21 protein-coding genes are annotated in these 22,553 nt (G+C 64.6%); 12 read left to right on the top strand and 9 right to left on the bottom strand.

The features are described from left to right. Positions 1-67: 67 nt before the first annotated feature. The 5 genes from ACL58G_RS05345 to ACL58G_RS05325 form a co-directional block, all read right to left on the bottom strand. The gene (locus ACL58G_RS05345) at positions 68-766 is read right to left on the bottom strand and encodes a transposase (RefSeq protein WP_413340211.1); all 699 of its coding nucleotides are present in this window, start codon (positions 764-766) and stop codon (positions 68-70) included. Positions 767-808: 42 nt separating this feature from the next. Beyond that, positions 809-1,492, bottom strand: coding sequence for a response regulator transcription factor (locus ACL58G_RS05340; RefSeq protein ID WP_036233341.1), 684 nt, complete (start codon positions 1,490-1,492; stop codon positions 809-811). Between the two features lie 49 nt (positions 1,493-1,541). Next, positions 1,542-2,687, bottom strand: coding sequence for an ATP-binding protein (locus tag ACL58G_RS05335; protein WP_440965582.1), 1,146 nt, complete (start codon positions 2,685-2,687; stop codon positions 1,542-1,544). Between the two features lie 171 nt (positions 2,688-2,858). Beyond that, positions 2,859-5,969: a DEAD/DEAH box helicase gene (locus ACL58G_RS05330; protein ID WP_413381082.1), complete on the bottom strand. Its 3,111-nt coding sequence runs from the start codon at positions 5,967-5,969 to the stop codon at positions 2,859-2,861. A gap of 177 nt (positions 5,970-6,146) precedes the next feature. Beyond that, a complete protein-coding gene (locus tag ACL58G_RS05325) occupies positions 6,147-7,064 on the bottom strand; it encodes a LysR family transcriptional regulator (RefSeq protein WP_413381080.1) in 918 nt (305 codons plus the stop codon). A 196-nt stretch (positions 7,065-7,260) separates the two neighbouring features. Between ACL58G_RS05325 and ACL58G_RS05320 the strand changes: the two genes are divergently transcribed. Next, positions 7,261-8,016, top strand: a complete 756-nt coding sequence (locus ACL58G_RS05320; RefSeq protein WP_413381078.1) for an SDR family oxidoreductase — start codon at positions 7,261-7,263, stop codon at positions 8,014-8,016. Between the two features lie 11 nt (positions 8,017-8,027). Here ACL58G_RS05320 and ACL58G_RS05315 read toward each other — a convergent pair whose 3' ends face one another. Further along, the gene (locus ACL58G_RS05315) at positions 8,028-8,210 is read right to left on the bottom strand and encodes a hypothetical protein (RefSeq protein ID WP_440965580.1); all 183 of its coding nucleotides are present in this window, start codon (positions 8,208-8,210) and stop codon (positions 8,028-8,030) included. 138 nt (positions 8,211-8,348) lie between these two features. On the opposite strand from ACL58G_RS05315, the gene ACL58G_RS05310 reads away from it, so the two are divergent. The 3 genes from ACL58G_RS05310 (at position 8,349) to ACL58G_RS05300 (ending at position 11,691) form a co-directional block, all read left to right on the top strand. After that, on the top strand, positions 8,349-10,709 hold the full coding sequence (locus ACL58G_RS05310; protein ID WP_413339497.1) for a Tex family protein: 2,361 nt from the start codon (positions 8,349-8,351) through the stop codon (positions 10,707-10,709). Between the two features lie 78 nt (positions 10,710-10,787). Then, a complete protein-coding gene (gene grxD, locus ACL58G_RS05305; protein WP_036233322.1) occupies positions 10,788-11,105 on the top strand; it encodes a Grx4 family monothiol glutaredoxin in 318 nt (105 codons plus the stop codon). Next, positions 11,098-11,691, top strand: a complete 594-nt coding sequence (locus ACL58G_RS05300) for a UbiX family flavin prenyltransferase (RefSeq protein ID WP_440965578.1) — start codon at positions 11,098-11,100, stop codon at positions 11,689-11,691. The genes grxD and ACL58G_RS05300 overlap by 8 nt, the downstream gene beginning before the upstream one ends. Here the strand turns inward: ACL58G_RS05300 and ACL58G_RS05295 are convergent, their stop codons facing one another. From ACL58G_RS05295 to ACL58G_RS05285, 3 genes are all read right to left on the bottom strand, one after another. After that, on the bottom strand, positions 11,692-11,865 hold the full coding sequence (locus tag ACL58G_RS05295) for a hypothetical protein (RefSeq protein ID WP_371763166.1): 174 nt from the start codon (positions 11,863-11,865) through the stop codon (positions 11,692-11,694). It lies immediately after the preceding gene. Positions 11,866-12,142: 277 nt separating this feature from the next. Further along, positions 12,143-12,556 carry a transcriptional regulator gene (locus ACL58G_RS05290; RefSeq protein WP_036233319.1) on the bottom strand — a complete coding sequence of 138 codons (414 nt, stop codon included), beginning with the start codon at positions 12,554-12,556 and terminating at the stop codon, positions 12,143-12,145. Positions 12,557-12,892: 336 nt separating this feature from the next. Continuing rightward, positions 12,893-13,945 carry an MBL fold metallo-hydrolase gene (locus tag ACL58G_RS05285; protein WP_440965576.1) on the bottom strand — a complete coding sequence of 351 codons (1,053 nt, stop codon included), beginning with the start codon at positions 13,943-13,945 and terminating at the stop codon, positions 12,893-12,895. Between the two features lie 136 nt (positions 13,946-14,081). Here ACL58G_RS05285 and ACL58G_RS05280 point away from each other — a divergent pair, with 136 nt between their 5' ends. From ACL58G_RS05280 to ACL58G_RS05245, 8 genes are all read left to right on the top strand, one after another. Next, positions 14,082-14,516: a MerR family transcriptional regulator gene (locus ACL58G_RS05280; RefSeq protein ID WP_371770724.1), complete on the top strand. Its 435-nt coding sequence runs from the start codon at positions 14,082-14,084 to the stop codon at positions 14,514-14,516. 77 nt (positions 14,517-14,593) lie between these two features. Then, complete coding sequence (locus ACL58G_RS05275) at positions 14,594-15,379, top strand: DUF4349 domain-containing protein (RefSeq protein WP_440965574.1); 786 nt, start codon at positions 14,594-14,596, stop codon at positions 15,377-15,379. Positions 15,380-15,475: 96 nt separating this feature from the next. Continuing rightward, positions 15,476-16,660, top strand: coding sequence for an isovaleryl-CoA dehydrogenase (locus ACL58G_RS05270; protein ID WP_440965572.1), 1,185 nt, complete (start codon positions 15,476-15,478; stop codon positions 16,658-16,660). A 165-nt stretch (positions 16,661-16,825) separates the two neighbouring features. Continuing rightward, the gene (aceK, locus tag ACL58G_RS05265; RefSeq protein ID WP_413381062.1) at positions 16,826-18,655 is read left to right on the top strand and encodes a bifunctional isocitrate dehydrogenase kinase/phosphatase; all 1,830 of its coding nucleotides are present in this window, start codon (positions 16,826-16,828) and stop codon (positions 18,653-18,655) included. Then, positions 18,648-19,847 carry an acetyl-CoA C-acyltransferase gene (locus tag ACL58G_RS05260; RefSeq protein WP_413381060.1) on the top strand — a complete coding sequence of 400 codons (1,200 nt, stop codon included), beginning with the start codon at positions 18,648-18,650 and terminating at the stop codon, positions 19,845-19,847. Before aceK ends, ACL58G_RS05260 begins: the two co-directional genes overlap by 8 nt. Before the next feature lie 208 nt (positions 19,848-20,055). Then, positions 20,056-20,724 (top strand): SDR family oxidoreductase, encoded by a 669-nt coding sequence (locus tag ACL58G_RS05255; protein WP_413381058.1) that lies wholly within the window; start codon positions 20,056-20,058, stop codon positions 20,722-20,724. Between the two features lie 93 nt (positions 20,725-20,817). After that, complete coding sequence (locus ACL58G_RS05250; protein WP_440965570.1) at positions 20,818-21,945, top strand: acyl-CoA dehydrogenase family protein; 1,128 nt, start codon at positions 20,818-20,820, stop codon at positions 21,943-21,945. Further along, on the top strand, positions 21,942-22,514 hold the full coding sequence (locus ACL58G_RS05245; RefSeq protein WP_413340634.1) for a GNAT family N-acetyltransferase: 573 nt from the start codon (positions 21,942-21,944) through the stop codon (positions 22,512-22,514). Before ACL58G_RS05250 ends, ACL58G_RS05245 begins: the two co-directional genes overlap by 4 nt. The last annotated feature ends 39 nt before the right edge of the window (positions 22,515-22,553 follow it).

Genomic DNA, 22,553 nt, shown 5'->3' with positions numbered 1-22,553 from the left:
CGGGCAATAAAAAAGGAGGCCGAAGCCTCCTTATCATTCATTTGTTGCAATGACGCCGCGCACAAATCTATTCCGCAGCCTTCACCTTGAACGGTCTCCCCCGCTTGGCCGGCAAAATCTGGCGCCTCGTCTTGTGCTCCAGCGCGACCTTGAATTCATGCGATCCCAGCGGCGCCCCCTTCAGCACCGCCGCATTGATCGTATCCAGTTCCTGCCCCGACATCCCCTGCTGCGCCAGCTCGATGAAGGCCGCCTCGCGCTGGAACGGCGTGTTGCCGAGTTCCCAGTACTTGGCGTGGTCGGTGATCAGCGGATCCGGCCGCACGCCGGCGTGATGCGCGTAGCTCGACCACGGGTAGTCGAGCGGCTCGAACGCGAGCTGGCTGCGCAGTGGATTCAGTTCGATGTAGCGGATGCAGGCAAGAAAATACGCGTCCGGGTCGATCACGGACGTGCGGAAACGTCCCTGGAACAAGGTGCCGGAGCGGCCGTACTTGTTGTTAAACCAGGGAACATATAACCGCCCCACTTTCTGCATCATGGCCGCCAAGCCGTCCTCGTCGGACGGCGTCGCCAGCACATGCAGGTGGTTCGGCATCAGGACGTACGCGTGGATGGCCACGCGGTAGAACTTCGCGCTCTCGCGCAGCCATTCCAGGAAGCGGCGGTGGTCTTCGTCGTCGCGGAAGATCAGCTGGTTGTCGTTGCCGCGCTGGATGATCAGGTGCGGCTCGTGCGGCAGGATGAGTCGGGGTTGGCGGGCCATGGCGTCATTCTAACGCGACCGCCTCGCTCTGTCCCCGATTAATTACGCCAGCGTGAAACCGGCGGACAGGCTGTAGCCCTCGCCATAGGCGCTGCGCAGCGGCAGATCCTGGCCGAGGCCGGTGCGGGCCTTCTTGCGCAGACGGTAGACGAGCATGTCGACGCGGCGGCTGGCATCCGGATCGTCCCCACCCATGCCGGCCACGATCACCTGGCGCGGGACGGGCCGGGTGTTGATGGTCAGCAGGTGCAGGAAGTTGCACTCTTTTTCCGTCAGGTCGATTACCTTGCCCATCAGCTCGAGCTGGCGGGCCGAGACGCGCAGGGTCCACTTGCTCGGCGCGGGCGCCGGCTCGGACGACGGCCGCACGCGGCGGTCCAGCGCCTCGATGTGGGCAGCCAGTTCCGGGAACTTGATCGGCTTGGTGAGATAGTGGTCGGCGCCGAGGCGCAGGCCGAGGATGCGGTTGTCGAAGGCCACGCGGCCCGTCAGCACCAGCAGCCCGATCTCGGGATACAGCTGGCGCATTCGTGGAATCACGTTGAAGCCGTCCTCGTCGGGCAGGCCCAGGTCGAGCACGACCACGGCCGCCGGCGTGCGCGTCAGCGCGGCCCACATATCGCTGGCGGTGGTCGCGATCGTGACCTCATGGCCGAGTTCCTTGAGGAAATCGGCCATATCGCCTGCGTATTCGCCATTGTCTTCAACAATCAATATTTGCGTCATGGGTTTTGCCAATTCCTTGTTTCGTATTCCCGGCTTCGTTGTCGGGCGGCTAACCCCGGTCGCCATGCCGATTATCACTGCTGGTCATTCCGGAAGCAAGACTTTTTGCCCCGCTCGCCTGTGCCGGCAGCCATAGCCTGAACTCGGCGCCGCCCTCTGGAGGACATGCATATGTCAAACTACCGCCGTGCACTTCCACCACGGAGCGCGCCATGTACAGCCCGAGCCCGCTGCCCGCGATACCCTCGGCATTCGCGCCGCGATAGCCCTTGTCGAAGATGCGCGCGACGTCGTCCGCCAGCACGCCATGGCCCTCGTCGCGCAGCGCCAGTTCGACGCCGCCGTCGACCCGCCGTCCCGCCACGTGCAGCGCGGTGCCGGCCGGCGTATAGCGCAGGGCATTGTCCAATAACACCTTGAGCGCCAGGCGCAGGCCGGATGGCTCGCCCCGCAGCGCGGCCGGCAGGTCGCTGGCTTCCAGGGTCACGGGACGTCCGGCCGCGCGCGCCTGCGCCACCAGTTCTTCCAGCAGCAGCTTCGGCCCCACCTTGTTCTCGCGGCGCTGGCTGCCGAGTGCGGCCATGCGCTCGGGGGACAGGTAGTCGTCCAGCATCGCGATCAGGCGGTCGGTCGCGGTCGCGATCTTGCGGTAGCGCTCGCGCGTCGCCTCGTCGGCCTTGGTGCCCAGGGACTCCAGCCGCTGGATCGCGCCGTCGATCGTCGACAGCGGCGTGCGGAATTCATGGTTCAGCATGCTGGCAAACCGTTTTCTCTCGCGCTCCCGCTCGCGCCGCGCGGACACGTCGCGCACGAGGCCCAGCAGCGCCCGCGGCTGGCCGGCGTCGTCCAGCGCCAGGGTCGAAATCACCTCGACGGCCACCTCGCTCCCGTCCGGCCGGCGCAGGTCGAACTCGCGCATCACGCGCAGGCGCGACCCGTCGCCGGCGGCAAACCGGCGCAGCCGCTCCGGCAGGCCGGCGCACAAGGCCGCCAGCGGGCCGTCGCCGCCCTTGTCCATCTGCGCGCGGATGTCGGCGAGGGAATAGCCGAGCATGTCGTCGACGCCCGGGCTGACATACGCCGGCAGCCCGGTGGTGCAATCGAGGATGAAGGCCAGGTCACCGCCCAGTTCGGCGATCGTGCGAAAGGCGTCCGCCGTGGGGATGTCCGCCGAGACGGATGCGCTGCGCGTCATGATGGCCTTAATAAGAATGATTCCGGACAATAAGTATAGTGCCCGATATATCGCTTTGCATAGATAACCGACCCCGGCCGTTGCGTCGAACACGCATATTGAATATATGCATACGCAAATAAAAAGGGCAAGCCGCCCTGGCTTGCCCTCTTGACCACGACGCTGCCGCGCTTACTCGTCCAGCGGCGCGAAGATCGCCTGCAGGTCTTCCTGCGTGAGCGCCATCTTCTGCGATTCGCCTTCGGCCAGGATCGACGCCGCCAGCTCCGATTTCTTTTGCTGCAGCAGCTGGATCTTTTCTTCCAGCGTGCCCTTCGCGATGAGCTTGTAGACGAACACGGGTTTGTCCTGCCCGATGCGCCATGCACGGTCCGTCGCCTGGTTCTCGGCCGCCGGGTTCCACCACGGGTCGTAGTGGATGACCGTGTCGGCCGCGGTCAGGTTCAGGCCGACGCCGCCGGCCTTGAGGCTGATCAGGAAGATCGGCACGGCGCCCTGCTGGAATGCCGCCACCTGCGCGGAACGGTCGCGCGTCTCGCCGGTGAGAATCGCGTACGGGATCTTGCGCGCATCGAGTTCCTCTTCGATGAGGCCCAGCATGCTCGTGAACTGCGAGAACACGAGGATCTTGCGGCCTTCTCCCAGCAGGTCGTCGACCATCTGCATCAGGTCCGTCAGCTTGGCCGACACGGCCGCCGTGTTCTTCTTGCCCGGCATGGCCTTCACCAGGCGCGGGTCGCAGCAGACCTGGCGCAGTTTCAGCAGCGCCTCCAGGATGACGATCTGGCTGCGCGCCACGCCCTTGCGGTCGATCTCCTCGCGCACCTTCTTGTCCATCGCCAGGCGCACGGTCTCGTACAGGTCGCGCTGCGGGCCCGTGATCTCGATGCGGCGGATCATCTCCGTCTTTTCCGGCAGCTCTTTCGCCACGTGGTCCTTCGTGCGGCGCAGCAGGAACGGCTTGATGCGGCGGTTCAGCAGCATGCGGCGCACCGGGTCGTCCTGGCGCTCGATCGGGTGACGGAATTGCGTGTTGAACGTCTTCTCGTCGCCGAGCAGGCCCGGCAGCAGGAAGTGGAATTGCGACCACAGCTCGCCCAGGTGGTTTTCCAGCGGCGTGCCGGACAGGCACAGGCGGTGGCGCGCGTTCAGCGAGCCGGCCGTCTGCGCCGCCTTCGAGCGCGTGTTCTTGATGTAGTGCGATTCGTCCAGGATCACGAGGTGGTACTCGTGCTCGCGCAGCTTTTCCTCGTCGCGCGGCAGCAGCGCGTACGTCGTCAGCACGATGTCGGCGCCATCGATCTGGTCGAACAGATCCATGCGCTCCTTGCCCTGCAACAGCAGTACCTTCAGGTCCGGGGCGAAGCGCGCGGCTTCTTCCATCCAGTTCGTCATGAGGCTCGTCGGCGCGATGACCAGCGCCGGGTTCGTGAGGCGGCCTGCTTCCTTTTCCGTCAGGATGTGGGCGATCGTCTGCACGGTTTTACCGAGGCCCATGTCGTCGGCGAGAATGCCGCCCAGGTCGTATTCGCGCAGGAATTGCATCCACGCGAGACCGTCCAGCTGGTAATCGCGCAGCGTGGCCTGCAGGCCCTTCGGCGCATCGACTTTTTTGACCTTGCCGAACTGGCTCAGCTTGCGGCCCGTTTCGCGCAGGCGCTCGCCGCCCGTCCAGGTCAGTTCGGTGCCTTTGGCGAGTTCTTCCAGGCGCGCCGCATCGAGCGTCGACAGGCGAACCTTGTTCTTGATCTTGTCGTTGAAATACAGCTCGCCCAGGGTCGACAGGATGGGCTTCACGCGGCCCCACGGCAGCGCCACGCGCACGCCATCGGGCAGGGTCGCCAGCATCTGGTCGGCTTCCGCGTGCGCGGCCAGCACGTCCGGATTGAAGTCCAGCGGCGCCGTGCGAATGAGTTGCACCAGCACGGGCAGCAGCGGCACGCGCTTGCGGTTGACGACGATGCCCAGCTCCAGCTCGAACCACGCGTTGCCGGCCTCGGGCGGCTCGTCGATGTCGGCATACCACTCTTCGACCGGCACGACGTCGTAGCGGTATTTCGGCGACTTCTGCACGTGCCAGCCGAGGTCGGACAGCGCGTCGAGGTCGCTTTCGGCAAAGCGCAGCCAGTGCGCCTGGCCATCCAGCAGCAGCGCGCCGGACAGGGCCGACAGCGGCGGCGTGGCCGGCTTGCGGAAGCCCAGCTTGTTCAGGGTGTCCAGTGCGGCCGCTTCCAGCACTTCGTCGCGCTCGATGACTTCGGTGACGTCGCCGATCTGGCGCACGACGCGCTGGGCCGGATCGAACGAGATGCGCTGGCCGTCGTAGTCGAACGACAGCACGGCGAAGTCCTGCCAGCGCTGGCCGTTACCCTCGGCCTGCGGGATGGCGTCCAGCAGCAGGTGCGGCTGCGGTTTCACGTCGGTGCGGATGCGCTGCGTGAGCGGCTGCGGCAGCGGCATCAGCTGTTGCAGGCCATGCGCCAGCAGCAGTTGCGACACGCGTTTCTTGTCGTTGCCGGCCAGCGCCGGCGCCTGCGACACGAGTGCCTGCAGGTCGGCCAGCGAGATGTCGATGCCGCCGCGGTTCAGGTCCAGCGGGCCGCACGACAGGTTGTCGATGTACCACGGCGGATCCGTCGGCAGCATGTAGTCGACGAGGTCGGCGCCGGGATGCGTCGCGCCCTTGGCCGGCTCCACCGACCAGCCGAGCTTGGCCGCGCGGCCTTCGTCGCGCCACGTGAGATTGGCCTTGCGCACAGGCCCCGCCTGCAGCGGATACAGCAGGCCATTGGTCATGTCGGACCACGAGTTCGCCCACAACAGTTTCCCTTGCGCGAGCAATTGCTGCAGCAGGATGGCGCCGACCTTGCCCTTGGGCTCGGTCGCGCTCGTGCTCTGGTTGGAGCCGCTGCGCATGGCGATGAAGAAACGCACCAGGTCCTCGTCCTCGCCTTCGAGGTACGCGGGCGGCGCCGACAGCAGCGAGAACACTTCGCTCACCGGGCTGGCCGCGGCCACGTCGCCGTTCGGACGCAGGCGCGCCTTGCACAGGCAGACCGCGACGTGACGGCCGCCGCTGGTCGGGGCCATGACATAAACGAATTTGTACTGGACGGCCTTGGGGTCAGTGACTTCCGCGGTCAGCTTCGGCTGGGGATGTGCTGCCGCCTCGACCCTTTGCAGCCAGCTTAACACCGGTGCGGGCAGGGCCGGAGCGCGTGCAGGTGCTCGAGCCGGCGGTGCGTCGCTGGTGTCGTCGCGATGAAAATCAACTGTGTGCATGGGTCTCACGAGTCTTTAATTTGAAAAAACAACAATTCCTATTATCCGTCATGCGACCCGAACAGCTTTGTTAAGGATCGCACGTAGCGGGTAAAACTTTACGAGACGAAAAGAGTAGAAGTTACACTCTGGCGCCTCGCTTTGCCAGCCCCCATCACGCATTTTTTTGCGGGTGCGTCATGACACGAGGCGCCAGTCCGGCGCACTCAGGTGCTTCATGAAGAACTCGGCCAGGGCTTCCACCTTGGCCGGCCGTGTGCGTGCCGATGGCGTGACGAAGTACAGGCCACCTCGCGCCATCTGCCAGCCCTCCAGTATGGGGACAAGCCGCCCGGCGCGCACATGATCTGCCGCAATAAATTCAGGGAACTCGGCAATCGCCAGGCCCTCCAATACGGTGGGCAGGAGCGCGTCCGAATTCGTCACCCGCAGCGGCCCCTCCGGCTTGATGGCGACTTCCTCCCCGGCCTCGTTGGTGAAGCGCCACACGTCGACGCGCGCGCGATAGGTATAGCCGAGGCAAGGATGGTCCACGAGTTCGGACGGATGCCGCGGCGTTCCCCGCGTTGCCAGATACTCGGGCGAGGCGACGATGACCTGCGCCACCGGACACAGCTTGCGCGCCACCAGCGACGAATCGGGCAGCACGGCGATGCGCAGGGCGGCATCGAAGCCCTGCCCCACGAGGTCGACGGTGGCGTCGGACAGGTGCAGGTCGATCTGCACGTCGGGGTATTCACGGAAGAACGCGGGCATCAGCGGCGCGACCCAGCGCACCCCGAACGACATCGGCACGGCCAGCCGCACGAGCCCGCGCGGCCGCGCCGACATCTCGCGCGCGGCATGTTCCGCCTCTTCGGCTTCGCGATAAATCTTCAATGCGCTGTCCGCGATGGTGCGGCCGAATTCCGTCAGCGCCAGCTGGCGCGACGTCCGGTTCAACAGCCGCGCACCGAGCCGCTCCTCGAGCCGCGCGACGGCCCGCGACACGGTCGCCACCGACACCCCGAGCGCACGCGCGGCGCCGGCGAACGAGCGTTCCTCGGCCACCTTGGCGAACATCGCGAGACCTTCGAAATCGGGCAACAGGGACATCGTTCGTCGTCGGCGGGGAACCGATGAGTTATCGAACCCGACATGTTACGGCATCCCGGCGCCGGTGCCTATCGGCCTTCCGAAGTATGCACGACAAAAATGCAAAGATAGTTTGCGATCAGTGCTATTTTAATGTGGAGTTTACCTCGGTACGATGGTTTCCGTCGACTTCGACATCAACCGAACGGAGAACATCATGACTGCCAAACTCGCCAACAAAATCGCTCTCGTCACCGGCGCCACCAGCGGCATCGGCCTGGCCACCGCCCGACGCTTCGCCCTCGAAGGCGCGCAGGTGATCGTCACCGGCCGCCGCCAGGCCGAACTGGACGCCGCGGTAAACAGCATCGGCCACGACGCGATCGGATTACGCGTCGACTCCAGCGACCTGACCGCGCTGGATGGCCTGTATGAAGAGATCCGCGCCCGCTTCGGCCGCCTGGACGTCCTGTACGCCAATGCCGGCGGCGGCTCGATGCTCCCGCTGGGTGAAATCACGGAAGAACAGTTCGACGACACCTTCGGCCGCAACGTGAAAGGCACGCTGTTCACCGTGCAGAAAGCGCTGCCGCTGCTGTCGAAAGGCGCCTCGGTGATCCTGACCGGCTCGACGGCCGGCAGCTCCGGCACCCCGGCGTTCAGCGTCTATGCCGCCAGCAAGGCCGCCGTGCGCGCTTTCGCCCGCAACTGGATCCTGGACCTGAAGGACCGCGGCATCCGCGTCAACACGATCAGCCCGGGCGCCACCCGCACCCCGGGCCTCGTCGAACTGGCCGGCAACGACGCCGCCGCGCAACAGGGCCTCGTCGACTACCTGGCCGCGCAGATCCCGCTGGGCCGCGTCGGCGAGCCGGACGAGATCGCGAAAGCCGCCGTATTCCTCGCGTCCGACGATGCCAGCTTCGTCAACGGCGCCGAGCTGTTCGTCGATGGTGGCCAGGCGCAGATCTGATGCTTGACCGGCTATCGTCCGTCGCCGCCGGCCTTGCCGGCACGCTTGTCCGGCCAGACGGCGGCGCCGATCCCGCACACGACGCCCACGAAGATGGCACGCCCCCAGTCGAAGACGTGGGCGCTGTCCAGCCAGCGCGTGTAGATCAGCGTGCCCAGCGCGACGCCAAACGCGGTCGGTAAGAATTTTTTCATGACGGCAGCGTACCAGCATTCCTCTCTGGAAAGTTCACGCTTTCCCACGCCACTGCAGATCGTCATGCCTGTCAAGACTGGCGCATCGCCCGCGATTGAGTATCATTGCCCGTTCGATTCACCGACTGACCCGAACTCATGCTCCCTTCGATCGAACAACGCCTCGCTCAAGAACTGTCCGCCAAACCGGCACAGGTGGCTGCCGCCATCGCCCTGCTCGACGAAGGCGCGACCGTCCCCTTCATCGCCCGCTACCGCAAGGAAGCCACGGGCGGCCTCGACGACATCCAGCTGCGCCTGCTGGAAGAACGCCTGCGCTACCTGCGCGAACTGGAAGACCGCCGCGCCGCGATCATCTCGTCCATCACGGAACAGAACAAGATGACGCCGGAGCTGCTGCAGGCGATCTCGCTCGCGGAAGACAAGACGCGGCTGGAAGACCTGTACCTGCCGTACAAGCAGAAGCGCCGCACGAAGGCCCAGATCGCGATCGAGGCCGGCCTGAAGCCGCTGGCCGACGACCTCCTCGACGACCCGGCGCGCGATCCGGAGGCCGAAGCCGCGAAATACCTGCGTGAAGGATTCACCAACGCGGACGGCGTCGCGAACCCCGGCGTGGCGGACACGAAGGCCGCGCTGGACGGCGCGCGCCAGATCCTGATGGAGCGCTTCGCGGAGGACGCGGAACTGCTGCAATCGCTGCGCGAATACGTGCAGGAACACGGCGTCGTCGAGTCGAAGGTCGTCGACGGCAAGCAGGAAGAAGGCGAGAAATTCGCCGACTATTTCGATTACTCGGAAACGCTGGCGACCGTGCCGTCGCACCGCGCGCTGGCGCTGATGCGCGGCCGCCGCGAGGGTATATTGGACGTGACCTTGCGCCTCGATTCCGAGCCGGAAAAACCAAAATGGGACGCGCCGCACAACCCGTGCGAAAGCCGCATCGCCGCGCGCTTCGGCATCAAGGGCGCGGGCCGCCCAGCCGACAAATGGCTGCTCGACACGGCGCGCTGGACGTGGCGTGTAAAAAGCTTCATGTACATCGAGACGGAGCTGATGGGGCTTCTGCGCGAAAAGGCGGAAGGCGATGCGATCCAGGTCTTCGCGCGCAACCTGAAGGACCTGCTGCTCGCGGCACCCGCGGGTCCGCGCGCGACGATGGGCCTCGACCCGGGCCTGCGCACGGGCGTGAAAGTCGCCGTCGTCGACGCGACCGGCAAGGTGGTCGACACGTCGACCATCTACCCGCACGCGCCGCGCAACGACTGGGACGGTTCGCTACACACGCTGGCCAGGCTCGCCGCGAAGCACAACGTGTCCCTGATCTCGATCGGCAACGGCACGGCATCGCGCGAGACCGATAAACTCGCGCAGGACCTGATCAAGCAGAACCCGGAGCTGAAGCTGACGAAGATCGTCGTGTCGGAAGCCGGCGCGTCGGTGTACTCGGCGTCGGAATTCGCGTCGCGCGAACTGCCGGAACTGGACGTGTCGCTGCGCGGCGCCGTCTCGATCGCGCGCCGCCTGCAGGATCCGCTCGCGGAACTGGTGAAGATCGATCCGAAATCGATCGGCGTGGGCCAGTACCAGCACGACGTGTCGCAGACGCAGCTCGCGCGCCAGCTCGACGCCGTCGTCGAGGATTGCGTGAACGCGGTCGGCGTGGACGTCAACACGGCATCGGCGCCGCTGCTCGCGCGCGTGTCGGGCCTGTCGAGCAGCGTCGCACAGAGCATCGTCAACTACCGCGACCAGCAAGGCGCGTTCGCGTCGCGCGCGGCGCTGAAGAAGGTGCCGCGCCTGGGCGACAAGACGTTCGAACTGGCGGCGGGTTTTCTCCGCATCGTGAACGGCGACAATCCGCTGGACGCGTCGGCCGTGCACCCGGAATCGTACCCGGTCGTCGAGAAGATCCTGGCCGATATCCAGAAGGACATCAAATCGGTGATCGGCGACAGCGCACTGGTCAAACGCCTGAATCCGGCGAAGTATGCGGATGACAAATTCGGCGTGCCGACCGTGACCGATATTTTGAAGGAGCTGGAAAAGCCGGGCCGCGATCCGCGTCCGGAATTCACGACGGCCACGTTCAAGGAAGGCGTCGAGGAGATCTCGGACCTGCGTCCGGACATGATCCTGGAAGGCGTCGTGACCAACGTGGCGGCGTTCGGCGCATTCGTCGACATCGGCGTGCACCAGGATGGCCTCGTGCACATCTCGGCGCTGTCGAACACGTTCGTGAAGGATCCGCACACGGTCGTCAAGGCGGGCCAGGTCGTGAAGGTGAAAGTGCTGGAAGTGGACGTCAAGCGCAAGCGCATCGCGCTCACGATGCGTTTGTCGGACAGCGCGCCGCAGGCGGGGTCGCAACCCCAGCAGCGTGCGGATCGCGATGACCGCAAGCGCATGGCGGATCACCAGAATAAGCACCAGAAACAGGAGCGTTCGGCGCCAGGCGGCGGCGCGATGGCGGCGGCGTTTGCCAAGTTGAAGCGTTGAAGCGACGGCCGGGACGCCCGTCCCGGTTTTCTTATAAAATGCCGTCATCTATCTAATTCTCACCAAAGGCAGAACCAAATGAGCGACGTACAAACCTGGATCAAAGAGACCGTGACCGCCACGCCTGTCGTGCTGTTCATGAAGGGCACCGCCCAGTTCCCGCAATGCGGTTTTTCGGGCCGCGCGATCCAAATCCTGAAGGCTTGCGGCGTCGACAACATCGCCACCGTCAACGTGCTGGAAGACGCGGAAGTCCGCCAGGGCATCAAGGAATACTCGAACTGGCCGACCATTCCGCAGCTGTACGTGAACGGCGAATTCGTCGGCGGTTCGGACATCATGACGGAAATGTACGAGTCCGGCGAACTGCAGGCCCTGCTCAAGAAGAATGGCTGATCCCGGCCCGCGCCGGATCGTCGTCGCCATCACCGGCGCGACCGGCGCGATCTATGGCGTGCAGCTGCTGCGGCGGCTGGCCGCCGTACCCGGCGTCGAGACGCACCTCGTCATTTCCGACGCCGCCACCCTCACCCTGCACCAGGAAGTCGGCCTGCAACGGCGCGACGTGGAAGCGCTCGCCCATGTGGTGCACCGCAGCCGCGAGATCGGCGCCTCGATCGCCAGCGGCTCGTTCCAGACGGCCGGCATGGTGATCGCGCCCTGTTCGATGAAGACGCTGGCCGCGGTCGCGCATGGCTTGTCGGACAACCTGATCGCGCGCGCCGCTGACGTCGTTTTAAAAGAACGCCGGCGCCTGATCCTAATGGTGCGCGAGACGCCGTTCAACCTGGCGCACCTGCGCAACATGACGGCGGTCACGGAAATGGGCGGCATCGTCTTCCCGCCGCTGCCGAGCTTTTATCACCGCCCCGCCACCATCGACGAGATGGTCGACCACACGGTGGCGCGCGTCATGGACCTGCTGGGCGTGACGAACGATCTCGCCCCGCGCTGGGGCGGCATGAACGACGCGACGCCCTGATCAGGCGTTGTCGCCGTACGGGTCGCGTTCGGCCCGTCTCTGTTCTCTTGCGTCTTCGATTTTTCTGCGCTGCTCGTTACGCTTGCGCATGATTTCTGCGTGCTGGGCCGCCGTCATCGGCGGTGCTGTCATGAGATCCTTCAACTGCGCGGTGTTGCTGTAGTTATTAATCATGAGGCGACTGCATCCTTATATGACCGATAACACTAAGGCAGGTCGATAAACCTCCGACGGTTTTTCGAAGTGCCGCTGGCGGGCGCCAGGCAGGAACGCGAACTCGACGGTTGCGACGTTCCGTTAGCGTTACCGATTATGCGCGAGACTCGGCGGTTTGTGCGGACTAATCGCAGAAAAAAATTGCAGTACAGAAGTGCGTGACGCGGCGCCCGGAACTTGCGGACGCCGCGTCATGAGATTCGGCCATCGTGAATCCGATGGCGATCAGGAAGGATTATTTCTGCTGCTGGTGATTCATGCGCACGAGCATGCGGATGAATTCGCGCGCCAGCTGCTTGTGGTGCTCGTCCAGGCGTTGCAGGTCCGCGATCAGCTTGACGTCGGCCGATTCGAACCGGGTGCTGCCGTCGGCGCCGTCGCCATTGGCGGCGGCATTTTCCGAACCGCCGAAGCGCAGCCAGTCGGCCGGCACACCCAGCCACTGCGCGATCATGCGCAGTTTTTCCTGGGTCGGGATCGCCTCTCCGACCAGCCATTTACGTGCCGCGTGGACCGTAATCGGACGGCCCTCGAAGCGAATGTTAAATTCCCGCGCGAGCCGGGTGGGACTGTCCGGAGAATAATGGGCGTTTTTCAGGGCTTGCTGCAGGCGCTCGCTGAAGCTCTCCCGTTCGTTAGTCGAATTCATGGGTGGCACTAAGGGTTCATGCAAAGCCGTCATTAGGTCGCTCCGTTGACCAGACCGTCTGTGACGGCAGGAGAGGCTGTAGGTAACAAACAAGTGAGTATTGATCAATTCTCACAGTGCTGTCCAGCAATTCCCGTTGTATCCAGCATTCTGTGAGATATGTGTGAAAAATATCCTACAGGAAAAGGAAAACGTTTGCTCGTTCAATTTCTTACTGAAAATTGGAACATTTCTTCCTTTTAGCACGACAAATGATGCCAAGAGTCAACAAAGTGATGAGAAGTCCGGTTAGATTGTCGTGATTTTTGCGACACCCGTTAGCCTCGATATGTTGTTTTAAGTCAACTTAAAACGGACGATGCCATCGTCGCCGGTTACACGCACGAGGTTACCGTTGTACCAAAGATAATGAAGATGGGCCAAGGCCTCGCCGATCGCAAAACTGAGCTGGTGCGCATCGAGTTGTCGCCTGAACATCAACGGGACAATGTCAACTGCGGATTTCGGCTCGGCGCAGACGGCGCGGACTTCGTCCAGCCGTGCCGCATGGTGCGCGCGCAACTGCGCGATGCGGGTGTGCAAGCCGCGGAACGGTTTGCCGTGCGCGGGCAGGACGAGGGTGTCGTCGGGCAGGTCGGCGAACTTGTCCAGCGAATCCAGGTACAGCTGCAGTGGGTTGCCTTCCGGCTCGACGGCGAACACGGAAACATTCGTCGAAATGCGCGGCAGCACCATGTCGCCCGAGATCAGGATGCGGTCTTGTTCGTCGTACAGGGAGACGTGTTCCGGCGAGTGACCGAAACCGGTGATCAGGCGCCATTCCCGCGCGCCAATGACGACCCGCTGGCCATCCTGCAGGCGGGTGTATGCCGCCGGCACGGCCGGCACGAGCGACGGGTAGTAATTCTTGCGGCTCTGCATCTGCTCGAGCATGCCGGGGTCGACGAGGCCGTGACGCTGGAAATGCGGGATCGCCGACGGGCCGTCGACGCCCGGCAGCGCGGCGGCCATCATGCGCGCGAAGCCGAACTCGCCCGTACTGATCCAGAACGGGGCGTCGAACCGGTCGCACAGCCAGCCGGACAAACCGACGTGGTCGGGGTGACAGTGCGTGGCGAACACGCGCAGCAACGGCCGGTTTTCCATCGCGTCCGTGAACAGCTGTTCCCAGGCGGCCCGGGTCGCATCGGTGCCGGCGCCGCAGTCGACGAGGGACCAGCCGCGCTTGCCTTCCGCGGCATCGTCGAGCAGCCACAGATTGATATGGTCGAGGGCGAACGGCAGCGGCATGCGCAGCCACGACAGGCCGGGCGCCACGTCCGTGACCGTGCCGAGAGGGGGAATGACATCGCCGAATGGATAGCTGAGCTGGGCTTCGAGGGGATTCATGCAATGGACTTTCGTATGGATGCAGGGCGCAGGCGCGTTACAATGCCGCAAACGCTTTGACGTAAACGTAAACGGAAGGCGCAGGCTGTGATTCTAAGCGATTCCGGACCGCGCCACTTTTGACCCGCAGAACACCATGGCCACCACCTATACCATCGCCGAACTGGCACGCGAATTCGACATCACCGCGCGTGCGATCCGCTTCTACGAAGACCAGGGGCTGCTGAGCCCGATGCGCGAGGGCCAGGGCGGACGCAACCGTGTCTACACGCCGCGCGACCGCACCCGGCTGAAACTGACGCTGCGCGGCAAGCGCCTGGGCCTGACCTTGTCCGAGATCAAAAGCATCATCGACATGTACGAGACGCCGAAGGATACCGTGGCCCAGATCAACCGTTTCCTGGGCGTGCTGGCGCACCAGCGCGAGACGCTGGAGCAGCAGCGGGCGGATATCGAGATGTCGCTGGCGGAAATTTCTGTTCACGAAGAAGAATGCCGGCGGCTGCTGGCGGAATCGGGTGCTGCCGGCACTCTGCTGGGCGAGGATGCCGGCGAAAAGGACGCGGCCTGATATAAAGCGCGTCTTTTTCCCGGGGGCGATTTGCTATCTTGGGGTTCCAGACGAACCAATCCAGGAAGCAATCAGGCATGCGTCGTAATTTCTTTTCCTACCTATCGCTCGCGCTTCTGCTTGCCACGCTCGCCGGCTGCTCGAAGGTGCAGCAGATGCCGATGCGCGAGCAGGCGGCCATCGCACAACATGACCGCGCAAACGCGGCGCGGCAACTCGCCTACGAGCACTTCGTCGACGTCGACGCTGCACCGGACAAGGTGGCAACCCTGTATGCGGACGGCCTGCGCGCCTGCCGTGCAGCCGCCGCCGCGTGCACCCTGCTGGAGTCGCGCATCGACAGCGAGCCCGACGCCGCGGCATCGCTGAAATTCCGTGCCAGGCCGGACGTCGTCCCGGCACTGATCGCGGCAATGGGGAAACAAGCCGAGCTTGCCCGCCAGTCGACGCACGTCGAAGACCTGTCCGGCCCGATCGCGGATACGGCACGCGAACTGGCCATGCTGGACGACTATCGCAGCCGTCTCGAAGCCTTGCGTAACCGCGCCGGCAACGACGTCGACGCACTGATCAAGGTCAACCGCGAACTGGCCGAGATCCAGTCGAAGTATGAAACGGCGGACGGCAAGCGCGCCCAGCTCGCCCAGCGCGTCGACACCGACATCCTGAACGTGTCCATCCGCTCGGACCGGCAACGGCCGTTCTGGGCGCCGATCCGCCGTTCACTGGAACAGTTCGGCAGCAACCTGTCGCAGGGAATCGCGTTCGCCGTGTCGGGCATCGCATATCTGCTGCCGTGGCTGTTCATCATCCTGCTCGCGGCCTGGGCGGTACGCAGGATGTGGCGCAGGCGCCGCCGCTGAGTACGGGCAGTCGCTTGACGTTTACGTTAACGTCACTCCGCGCTATCATCTAGCCTGGCCACCAGCCATCCACTAGACGACGAGAACGAGGACGACATGCTGCATCTCCCTGGCTTGACCTTTGACCACGGCGAAGACATCGCCGCCCTGCGCGAAGCTGTACAACAGTTCGCCGCGAGCGAAATCGCCCCCCGCGCGGCCGAGATCGACCGCACCGACCAGTTCCCGATGGACCTGTGGAAAAAGATGGGCGAACTGGGCCTGCTCGGCATCACCGTCGGCGAGGAATACGGCGGCGCCAATATGGGGTACCTGGCGCACATCGTCGCCATGGAAGAAATTTCGCGCGCCTCGGCCTCCGTCGGCCTGTCGTACGGTGCCCACTCGAATCTGTGCGTGAACCAGATCAAGCGCAACGGCAACGAAGAGCAGAAGCGCAAATACCTGCCGAAGCTGATCTCGGGCGAGCACGTCGGTGCATTGGCCATGTCCGAGCCGAACGCCGGCTCCGACGTCGTCAGCATGAAGCTGCGCGCCGAGCTGAAGGGCGACCGCTACGTTCTGAACGGCACCAAGATGTGGATCACGAACGGTCCGGACGCCGACACGCTCGTCGTCTACGCCAAGACCGACATCGAGGCCGGCCCGCGCGGCATGACCGCCTTCCTCGTCGAGAAGGGTTTTAAAGGTTTCTCGATCGCCCAAAAACTGGACAAGCTGGGCATGCGCGGTTCGCACACGGGCGAGCTGGTGTTCCAGGATTGCGAAGTGCCCGTCGAAAACGTGCTGGGCGGCGTGGGCAAGGGCGTAAACGTGCTGATGTCGGGCCTGGATTTCGAACGCACCGTGCTCTCCGGCGGCCCGCTGGGCATCATGTCGGCGTGTATGGACGCGGTAGTGCCTTATATCCACGAGCGCAAGCAGTTCGGTCAAGCAATTGGTGAGTTTCAATTGATGCAGGGCAAAGTGGCCGATATGTATTCGACGATGATGGCTTGTCGCGCGTATGTTTATGCGGTAGGTCAAGCCTGCGACCGTGCACAGTCGCCGGAACAGGTCCGCGCCCTGCGCAAGGACGCGGCTGGCGCCATCCTGTACAGCGCGGAAAAGGCGACGTGGATGGCCGGCGAGGCGATCCAGACGCTGGGCGGCAATGGCTATATCAACGAGTATCCGGTGGGCCGTCTGTGGCGCGACGCCAAGCTGTACGAGATCGGCGCCGGTACGAGCGAAATCCGTCGCATGCTGATCGGGCGCGAGCTGTTCGGCGAGACGATGTAAGTTTGTGGAGAAGAGGAGACCGGGCGAACAAGAAGATCGGCAAGAGCCGGCTGAACAACAACTCCACGTAGCCCGAAAGCCACGAACGTCGTTCCCGCCCCCCAGGCGGGAACGACGGATCGGGTAATACAATAACAATAACGTTCCCACCGCGCGAGCCGCCCGATGACCCAGGCCACTTTCCCCAAGCTGCTGTCGTCCCAGATCGCCTTCGACATCGCGCGCACCATCCTGGACGGCTTCGACCGCCACTACACGCTGTTCCGCCAGGCCAGCAAGACGGCCAAGACCTGGTTCGAGCGTGCCGACTGGACGACGGCCCAGCAGGCCGCGCGCAAGCGCATCGATTTCTACGACAAGCGCGTGCAGGAATGCGTACATGCGCTGGAAGACGAATACGCGCCGGAAGACCTCGACGACGACACCTGGCGCGAGACCAAGCTGCATTACATCGGCCTGCTGACGGACCACAAGCGCCCGGAACTGGCGGAGAGCTTCTTCAATTCCGTCTGCTGCCACATCCTGCACCGCAGCTATTACCGCAACGATTTCATCTTCGTGCGCCCGGCCGTTTCGACGGAATACATCGAGACGGACGAGCCGGCCCCGACCTACCGCGTGTACTACCCGGCGGCGGACGGCCTGCGCTTCTCGTTGCGGCGCATGGTGACGAATTTCCAGCTCGACTGTCCGTTCGCCGACCTCGACCGCGACATCGCGCTCGTGGAGGCACGCATGGTCGAGCATTTCGGCCTGCACGAGCGCGAGCCGAACCAGCAGCTGCACGTGCTGTCGAGCCTGTTCTTCCGCAACAAGGCCGCTTACATCGTCGGCCGCGTCATCAACGGCGCCCGCGAGCATCCGTTCGTCGTGCCGATCCTGCACGACCGCGCCGGCCGGCTCGTCCTCGATGCGGTGCTGACCGACCCCGAGCAGGTGATCCTGCTGTTCTCGTTCACGCGCGCCTATTTCATGGTCGACATGGAGGTGCCGTCGGCGTTCGTGCAATTCCTGCGCAGCCTGATGCCGAAAAAGCCGCGCAGCGAAATCTACACGATCCTCGGCCTGCAAAAGCAGGGCAAGACGCTGTTCTACCGCGACTTCCTGCAGCACCTGAAGCACAGCTCCGACGCCTTCCGTATCGCGCCCGGCATCCGCGGACTCGTGATGCTCGTGTTCGAACTGCCCTCCTTTCCGTACGTGTTCAAGGTGATCAAGGATTTCTATCCGCCGCCGAAAGAGACGACGCGGGCCCGCATCAAGGAAAAATACCTGCTGGTGAAACACCACGACCGCGTGGGCCGCATGGCGGACACGCTGGAGTACTCGGACGTGGCCTTTCCGCTGTCCCGCTTCGACGAGGAACTGCTGGCCGAACTGCGCCGGTTCGCCCCTTCGCTCGTCGACATCGAAGGCGACCACATCGTCATCAAGCACCTGTACATCGAGCGGCGCATGGTGCCACTGAATATCTACCTGGACCGTGCACAGCGCAGCGACGACGACGACCTCATCGAACATGGCGTGTTCGAGTACGGCAATGCGATCCGCGACCTCGTCGCCGCGAATATTTTTCCGGGCGATATGCTGTACAAGAACTTCGGCGTGACCCGACATGGCCGCGTCGTGTTCTACGACTACGACGAGATCGAGTACCTCACCGATTGCAACTTCCGCGACATCCCGCAGCCGCGGAACGAGGAAGACGAGATGGCCGCCGAGCCCTGGTATCCCATCGGCAAGCACGACGTCTTTCCCGAACAATTCGCGCGCTTCCTGCTCGCGAACCCAAAGATACGCGCCGCGTTCATGAAACACCATGCCGCACTATTGACGCGCGTCTGGTGGCAGTCTCACAAGGACCGCATCCTCGCAGGCGAGCTCGAAGACATTTTTCCGTATCCGCAGCACATCCGGTTCCATCTCGCGGACCCAACGAACCCGGCGACACCGTCGCCGCAACCCCATTACTTGGAGACCTTACACAATGAATGATCCAATCGTTATCGTCGGCGCCGCCCGTACCCCGATGGGCGCCTTCCAGGGCGACTTCTCTTCGAAATCCGCGAGCGACCTGGGCGCCGTGGCGATCAAGGCGGCCGTCGAGCGCGCCGGCGTCGACGCGAGCCTCGTCGAACACGTCTACTTCGGCAACTGCCTGATGGCCGGCCAGGGCCAGGCGCCGGCGCGCCAGGCGCTGATCAAGGCGGGCCTGCCGCTGTCGACCGGCGCCGTCACGCTGTCGAAGATGTGCGGCTCCGCGATGCAGGCCGCGATCTTCGCGCACGACGTGCTCAAGGCCGGCAGCGCGGACGTCGTCGTGGCGGGCGGCATGGAGTCGATGACCAATGCCCCGTACCTGATCCCGAAGGCGCGCGGCGGCTACCGCCTCGGCCATGGCGTCATGTTCGACCACATGATGATGGACGGCCTGGAAGACGCGTATTCGCGCAACGAGAAGACGGGCGAAGGCCGCTCGATGGGCACGTTCGCCGAGGAGTGCGTGGCCAGGTACGGTTTTTCGCGCGAGCAGCTGGATGCGTTCGCGATCGAATCCGTCAAGCGCGCGCAGAACGCCACCGAGTCCGGCGATTTCCAGTGGGAGATCGCACCGGTGACCGTCGCGAACCGCCTGGGCGAAACGATCGTCGAGAAGGACGAAGGCCCCGTCAAGGCGAAGGTCGACAAGATCCCGACGCTGCGCCCGGCGTTCAAGAAGGATGGCGTGATCACGGCGGCGTCTTCGTCGTCGATCAACGACGGCGCCGCGGCCCTCGTCATGATGCGCGAATCGACGGCGAAGGAACTGGGCGTGACGCCGCTCGCCCGCATCGTCGCGCACACGACGCACGCGCAGGAACCGGACCAGTTCTCGACCGCGCCGATCGGCTCGCTGCGGAAGCTGTTCAAGAAGACTGGCTGGACGCCGAAAGACGTCGACCTCTTCGAGATCAACGAAGCGTTCGCCGCCGTGCCGATGGCCGCGATGCACGAGCTGGACATCCCGCACAGCAAGGTCAACGTCCACGGCGGCGCGTGCGCGCTGGGCCACCCGATCGGCGCGTCGGGCGCGCGCATCATCGTCACCCTGCTGGGCGCGCTGAAGAAGACGGGCGGCAAGCGCGGCGTGGCGTCGCTGTGCATCGGCGGCGGCGAAGCGACCGCGATGGCGATCGAGATGGTATAAATTGCCGTCGCCTCTCGTCCGACGCACCTGTGCTTTTGACGTTAGGCTAACGAATTTCCGATCAACTGTTAGCTTACCGGGGCCTCGAAAACCGTAGCGAGCGGCCGCAGGTTTGGCCGAGAAGCGCAGCTGTACTTACGGTACAGCGAGCATCGCAGGCCGAACCTGCAACGCGCAGTAGGTTTGCGAGGCCCCTTCAGGAGACCCCATGTCCACAGCCCTCATCATCGGCGCCTCGCGCGGCATCGGCCTCGAACTGGCCCGTCAATACCGCGCCGACGGCTGGCGCGTCATCGCCACCGCGCGCAAGCCCGCGGATTGCGATGCGCTGCGCCGGCTGGGCGCGGAAGCGCACCAGGTCGACGTCACGAATGCCGAATCGATCGGTGGCCTGGGCTGGAAGCTGGACGACGAAAAGGTCGACGCCGCCTGGCTCGTCGCGGGCGTGTACGGCCCCGATCACGCCGGTTTCCCGACGGAGAAGGAGTTCGACGACGTCATGCACACGAACGTGCTGGCCGCGATGCGCCTGCTGCCGATCGTCGCGCCGCTGGTGACTGCCACGCGCGGCAAGGTGGCCGTGATCTCGTCGCGCATGGGTTCCATCGGCGCGCGCACGAGCAACCAGGGCTCGCTGTACCGCGCCAGCAAGGCCGCGCTGAATTCCGTGCTGGCCGACGCCGCGCTGACGTACGGCCCGCAGGGCGCGACGTGCCTGACGTTCCATCCGGGCTGGGTGCAGACCGACATGGGCGGCGCGAGCGCCACGCTCACCGTCGAGCAGAGCGCGGCCGGGCTACGCGCCACCCTGGCCAACGCGACGCCGGCGCAGAACGGCGCCTTCCTCAATTACGACGGGACACCTATCCCGTGGTAAGAGATTTTTTTAATCACCCACTCATGCTAAAGGGCCTTCCCAAACCGTAGCGAGCGGCAACGCGCAGTAGGTTTGGGAAGGCCCCACCAAAAAATGATACTGACCGAAGAACACCAGATGATCCGCGACGCCCTGCGCACCTTCGCGCAGGAACGCCTGGCGCCCAATGCGGCACGCTGGGACCGCGAGCACCATTTTCCGAAGGACGAGCTGAAGGAACTGGCCCAGCTGGGCGCGTTCGGCGTGGCCGTGCCCGAGCAGTACGGCGGCGCGGGCCTCGACTACGTCGCGCTGGCGCTGGTGCTGGAAGAGATCGCGGCCGGCGATGGCGGCACCTCCACCATCATTTCGGTCAATAACTGCCCCGTGTGCTCGATCGCGATGACGTACGCGAACGCCGCGCAGAAGGAACGCTGGCTGCGCCCGCTCGCGCAGGGCGATTTACTGGGCGCCTTCGCGCTGACGGAACCGCACACGGGCAGCGACGCCGCCGCCCTGCGCACGACGGCCGTGCGCGACGGCGACCACTACGTCCTGAACGGCACCAAGCAGTTCATCACGAGCGGCAAGAACGGCGACGTCGCGATCGTCATGGCCGTGACAAGCAAGGCGGCCGGCAAGAAGGGCATCAGCGCGTTCTGGGTGCCGACCGATACGCCCGGCTACATCGTCGCCGGCATCGAACAGAAGATGGGCCAGCATTCGTCGGACACGGCGCAGATCGTGTTCGACAACTGCCGCGTCCCGGTTGAAAACCTGATCGGCGAAGAAGGACAAGGCTACAAGATCGCGCTGTCGGGACTGGAGGGCGGACGCATCGGCATCGCGTCGCAATCGGTCGGCATGGCGCGCGCCGCGTTCGAGGCCGCGCTGGCGTATGCGAAGGAGCGCGAAAGCTTCGGCGCGCCGATCTTCGACCACCAGGCGGTGCAGTTCCGCCTGGCCGAGATGGCGATGCAGATCGAGGCCGCGCGCCAGCTGATCCTGCACGCCGCGGCGATGAAGGATGCGGGCCTGCCCTGCCTGAAGGAAGCCGCGATGGCCAAGCTGTTCGCATCCGAAATGGCCGAGCGCGTGGTATCGTCGGCGATGCAGGTGTTCGGCGGCTACGGCTACGTGGCCGACTTCCCCGTCGAACGCATCTACCGCGACGTGCGCGTGTGCCAGATCTACGAAGGCACGAGCGACATCCAGAAGATTTTGATTGCAAGGGCTTTGTGACCGCATTGATGGACAACACGGAGGCGTTGACGATCCGCCCGGCCAATGAAGCCGACCTGGCGCCATTCTTCGCCTACCTGGACGACCACCTGCGCGACAACGGCGCCGACGGCACGCCGCTGTTCCAGCCCATCGCGCCGGGCCAGCCGCGCCTGCCGGCCGGGCTGCGCATCGCATTCATCAAAGGCATCGACATCCCCGCCGGCCAGCCGGGCTGGCGCCGCCTGTGGCTCGCCATCGACGCCTACGGCGACATCGCCGGCCACATCGACCTGCGCGGCCGCCCCGAACCGGCCGCGACGCACCGCGCCATGCTCGGCATGGGCGTGCACCGCGTATGGCGGCGGCGCGGACTCGGGCGACGCCTGCTCGAAACGGCGGCCGCCTGGGCGCGGGCCGAAACGGACATCGAGTGGATCGATCTCGAGGTCCTGTCCGACAACCGGCCGGCGGTCGAACTGTATGCGCGCGCCGGCTTCACGACCGTCGCGCGCGTGGCGGACATGCTCCGGATCGCGGGGGTCGGCCATGACTTGAGCTACATGTCGCTCAGGCTGCGCCAGCGGTGAGAATCGGTGAGCATGCGGTCCCGGTCCGCATGCTAGAGT

It is taken from the genome of Massilia sp. GER05 (assembly GCF_052056005.1).
Taxonomy (GTDB): Bacteria; Pseudomonadota; Gammaproteobacteria; order Burkholderiales; family Burkholderiaceae_D; genus Telluria; species Telluria orientalis.
This window is presented reverse-complemented; position numbering and strand designations above follow the sequence as displayed.

Excerpts from the sequence above, each read along its gene's own strand:
- ACL58G_RS05250 (WP_440965570.1), top strand. The coding sequence starts at position 20,818 with ATGATACTGACCGAAGAACACCAGATGATCCGCGACGCCCTGCGCACC.
- ACL58G_RS05285 (WP_440965576.1), bottom strand. The coding sequence starts at position 13,945 with ATGAATCCCCTCGAAGCCCAGCTCAGCTATCCATTCGGCGATGTCATT.
- ACL58G_RS05310 (WP_413339497.1), top strand. The coding sequence starts at position 8,349 with ATGCTCCCTTCGATCGAACAACGCCTCGCTCAAGAACTGTCCGCCAAA.
- ACL58G_RS05335 (WP_440965582.1), bottom strand. The coding sequence starts at position 2,687 with ATGACGCGCAGCGCATCCGTCTCGGCGGACATCCCCACGGCGGACGCC.
- ACL58G_RS05300 (WP_440965578.1), top strand. The coding sequence starts at position 11,098 with ATGGCTGATCCCGGCCCGCGCCGGATCGTCGTCGCCATCACCGGCGCG.
- grxD (WP_036233322.1), top strand. The coding sequence starts at position 10,788 with ATGAGCGACGTACAAACCTGGATCAAAGAGACCGTGACCGCCACGCCT.
- ACL58G_RS05270 (WP_440965572.1), top strand. The coding sequence starts at position 15,476 with ATGCTGCATCTCCCTGGCTTGACCTTTGACCACGGCGAAGACATCGCC.
- ACL58G_RS05325 (WP_413381080.1), bottom strand. The coding sequence starts at position 7,064 with ATGTCCCTGTTGCCCGATTTCGAAGGTCTCGCGATGTTCGCCAAGGTG.
- ACL58G_RS05275 (WP_440965574.1), top strand. The coding sequence starts at position 14,594 with ATGCGTCGTAATTTCTTTTCCTACCTATCGCTCGCGCTTCTGCTTGCC.
- aceK (WP_413381062.1), top strand. The coding sequence starts at position 16,826 with ATGACCCAGGCCACTTTCCCCAAGCTGCTGTCGTCCCAGATCGCCTTC.
- ACL58G_RS05315 (WP_440965580.1), bottom strand. The coding sequence starts at position 8,210 with ATGAAAAAATTCTTACCGACCGCGTTTGGCGTCGCGCTGGGCACGCTG.
- ACL58G_RS05345 (WP_413340211.1), bottom strand. The coding sequence starts at position 766 with ATGGCCCGCCAACCCCGACTCATCCTGCCGCACGAGCCGCACCTGATC.
- ACL58G_RS05260 (WP_413381060.1), top strand. The coding sequence starts at position 18,648 with ATGAATGATCCAATCGTTATCGTCGGCGCCGCCCGTACCCCGATGGGC.
- ACL58G_RS05295 (WP_371763166.1), bottom strand. The coding sequence starts at position 11,865 with ATGATTAATAACTACAGCAACACCGCGCAGTTGAAGGATCTCATGACA.
- ACL58G_RS05280 (WP_371770724.1), top strand. The coding sequence starts at position 14,082 with ATGGCCACCACCTATACCATCGCCGAACTGGCACGCGAATTCGACATC.
- ACL58G_RS05290 (WP_036233319.1), bottom strand. The coding sequence starts at position 12,556 with ATGAATTCGACTAACGAACGGGAGAGCTTCAGCGAGCGCCTGCAGCAA.
- ACL58G_RS05340 (WP_036233341.1), bottom strand. The coding sequence starts at position 1,492 with ATGACGCAAATATTGATTGTTGAAGACAATGGCGAATACGCAGGCGAT.
- ACL58G_RS05255 (WP_413381058.1), top strand. The coding sequence starts at position 20,056 with ATGTCCACAGCCCTCATCATCGGCGCCTCGCGCGGCATCGGCCTCGAA.
- ACL58G_RS05320 (WP_413381078.1), top strand. The coding sequence starts at position 7,261 with ATGACTGCCAAACTCGCCAACAAAATCGCTCTCGTCACCGGCGCCACC.
- ACL58G_RS05330 (WP_413381082.1), bottom strand. The coding sequence starts at position 5,969 with ATGCACACAGTTGATTTTCATCGCGACGACACCAGCGACGCACCGCCG.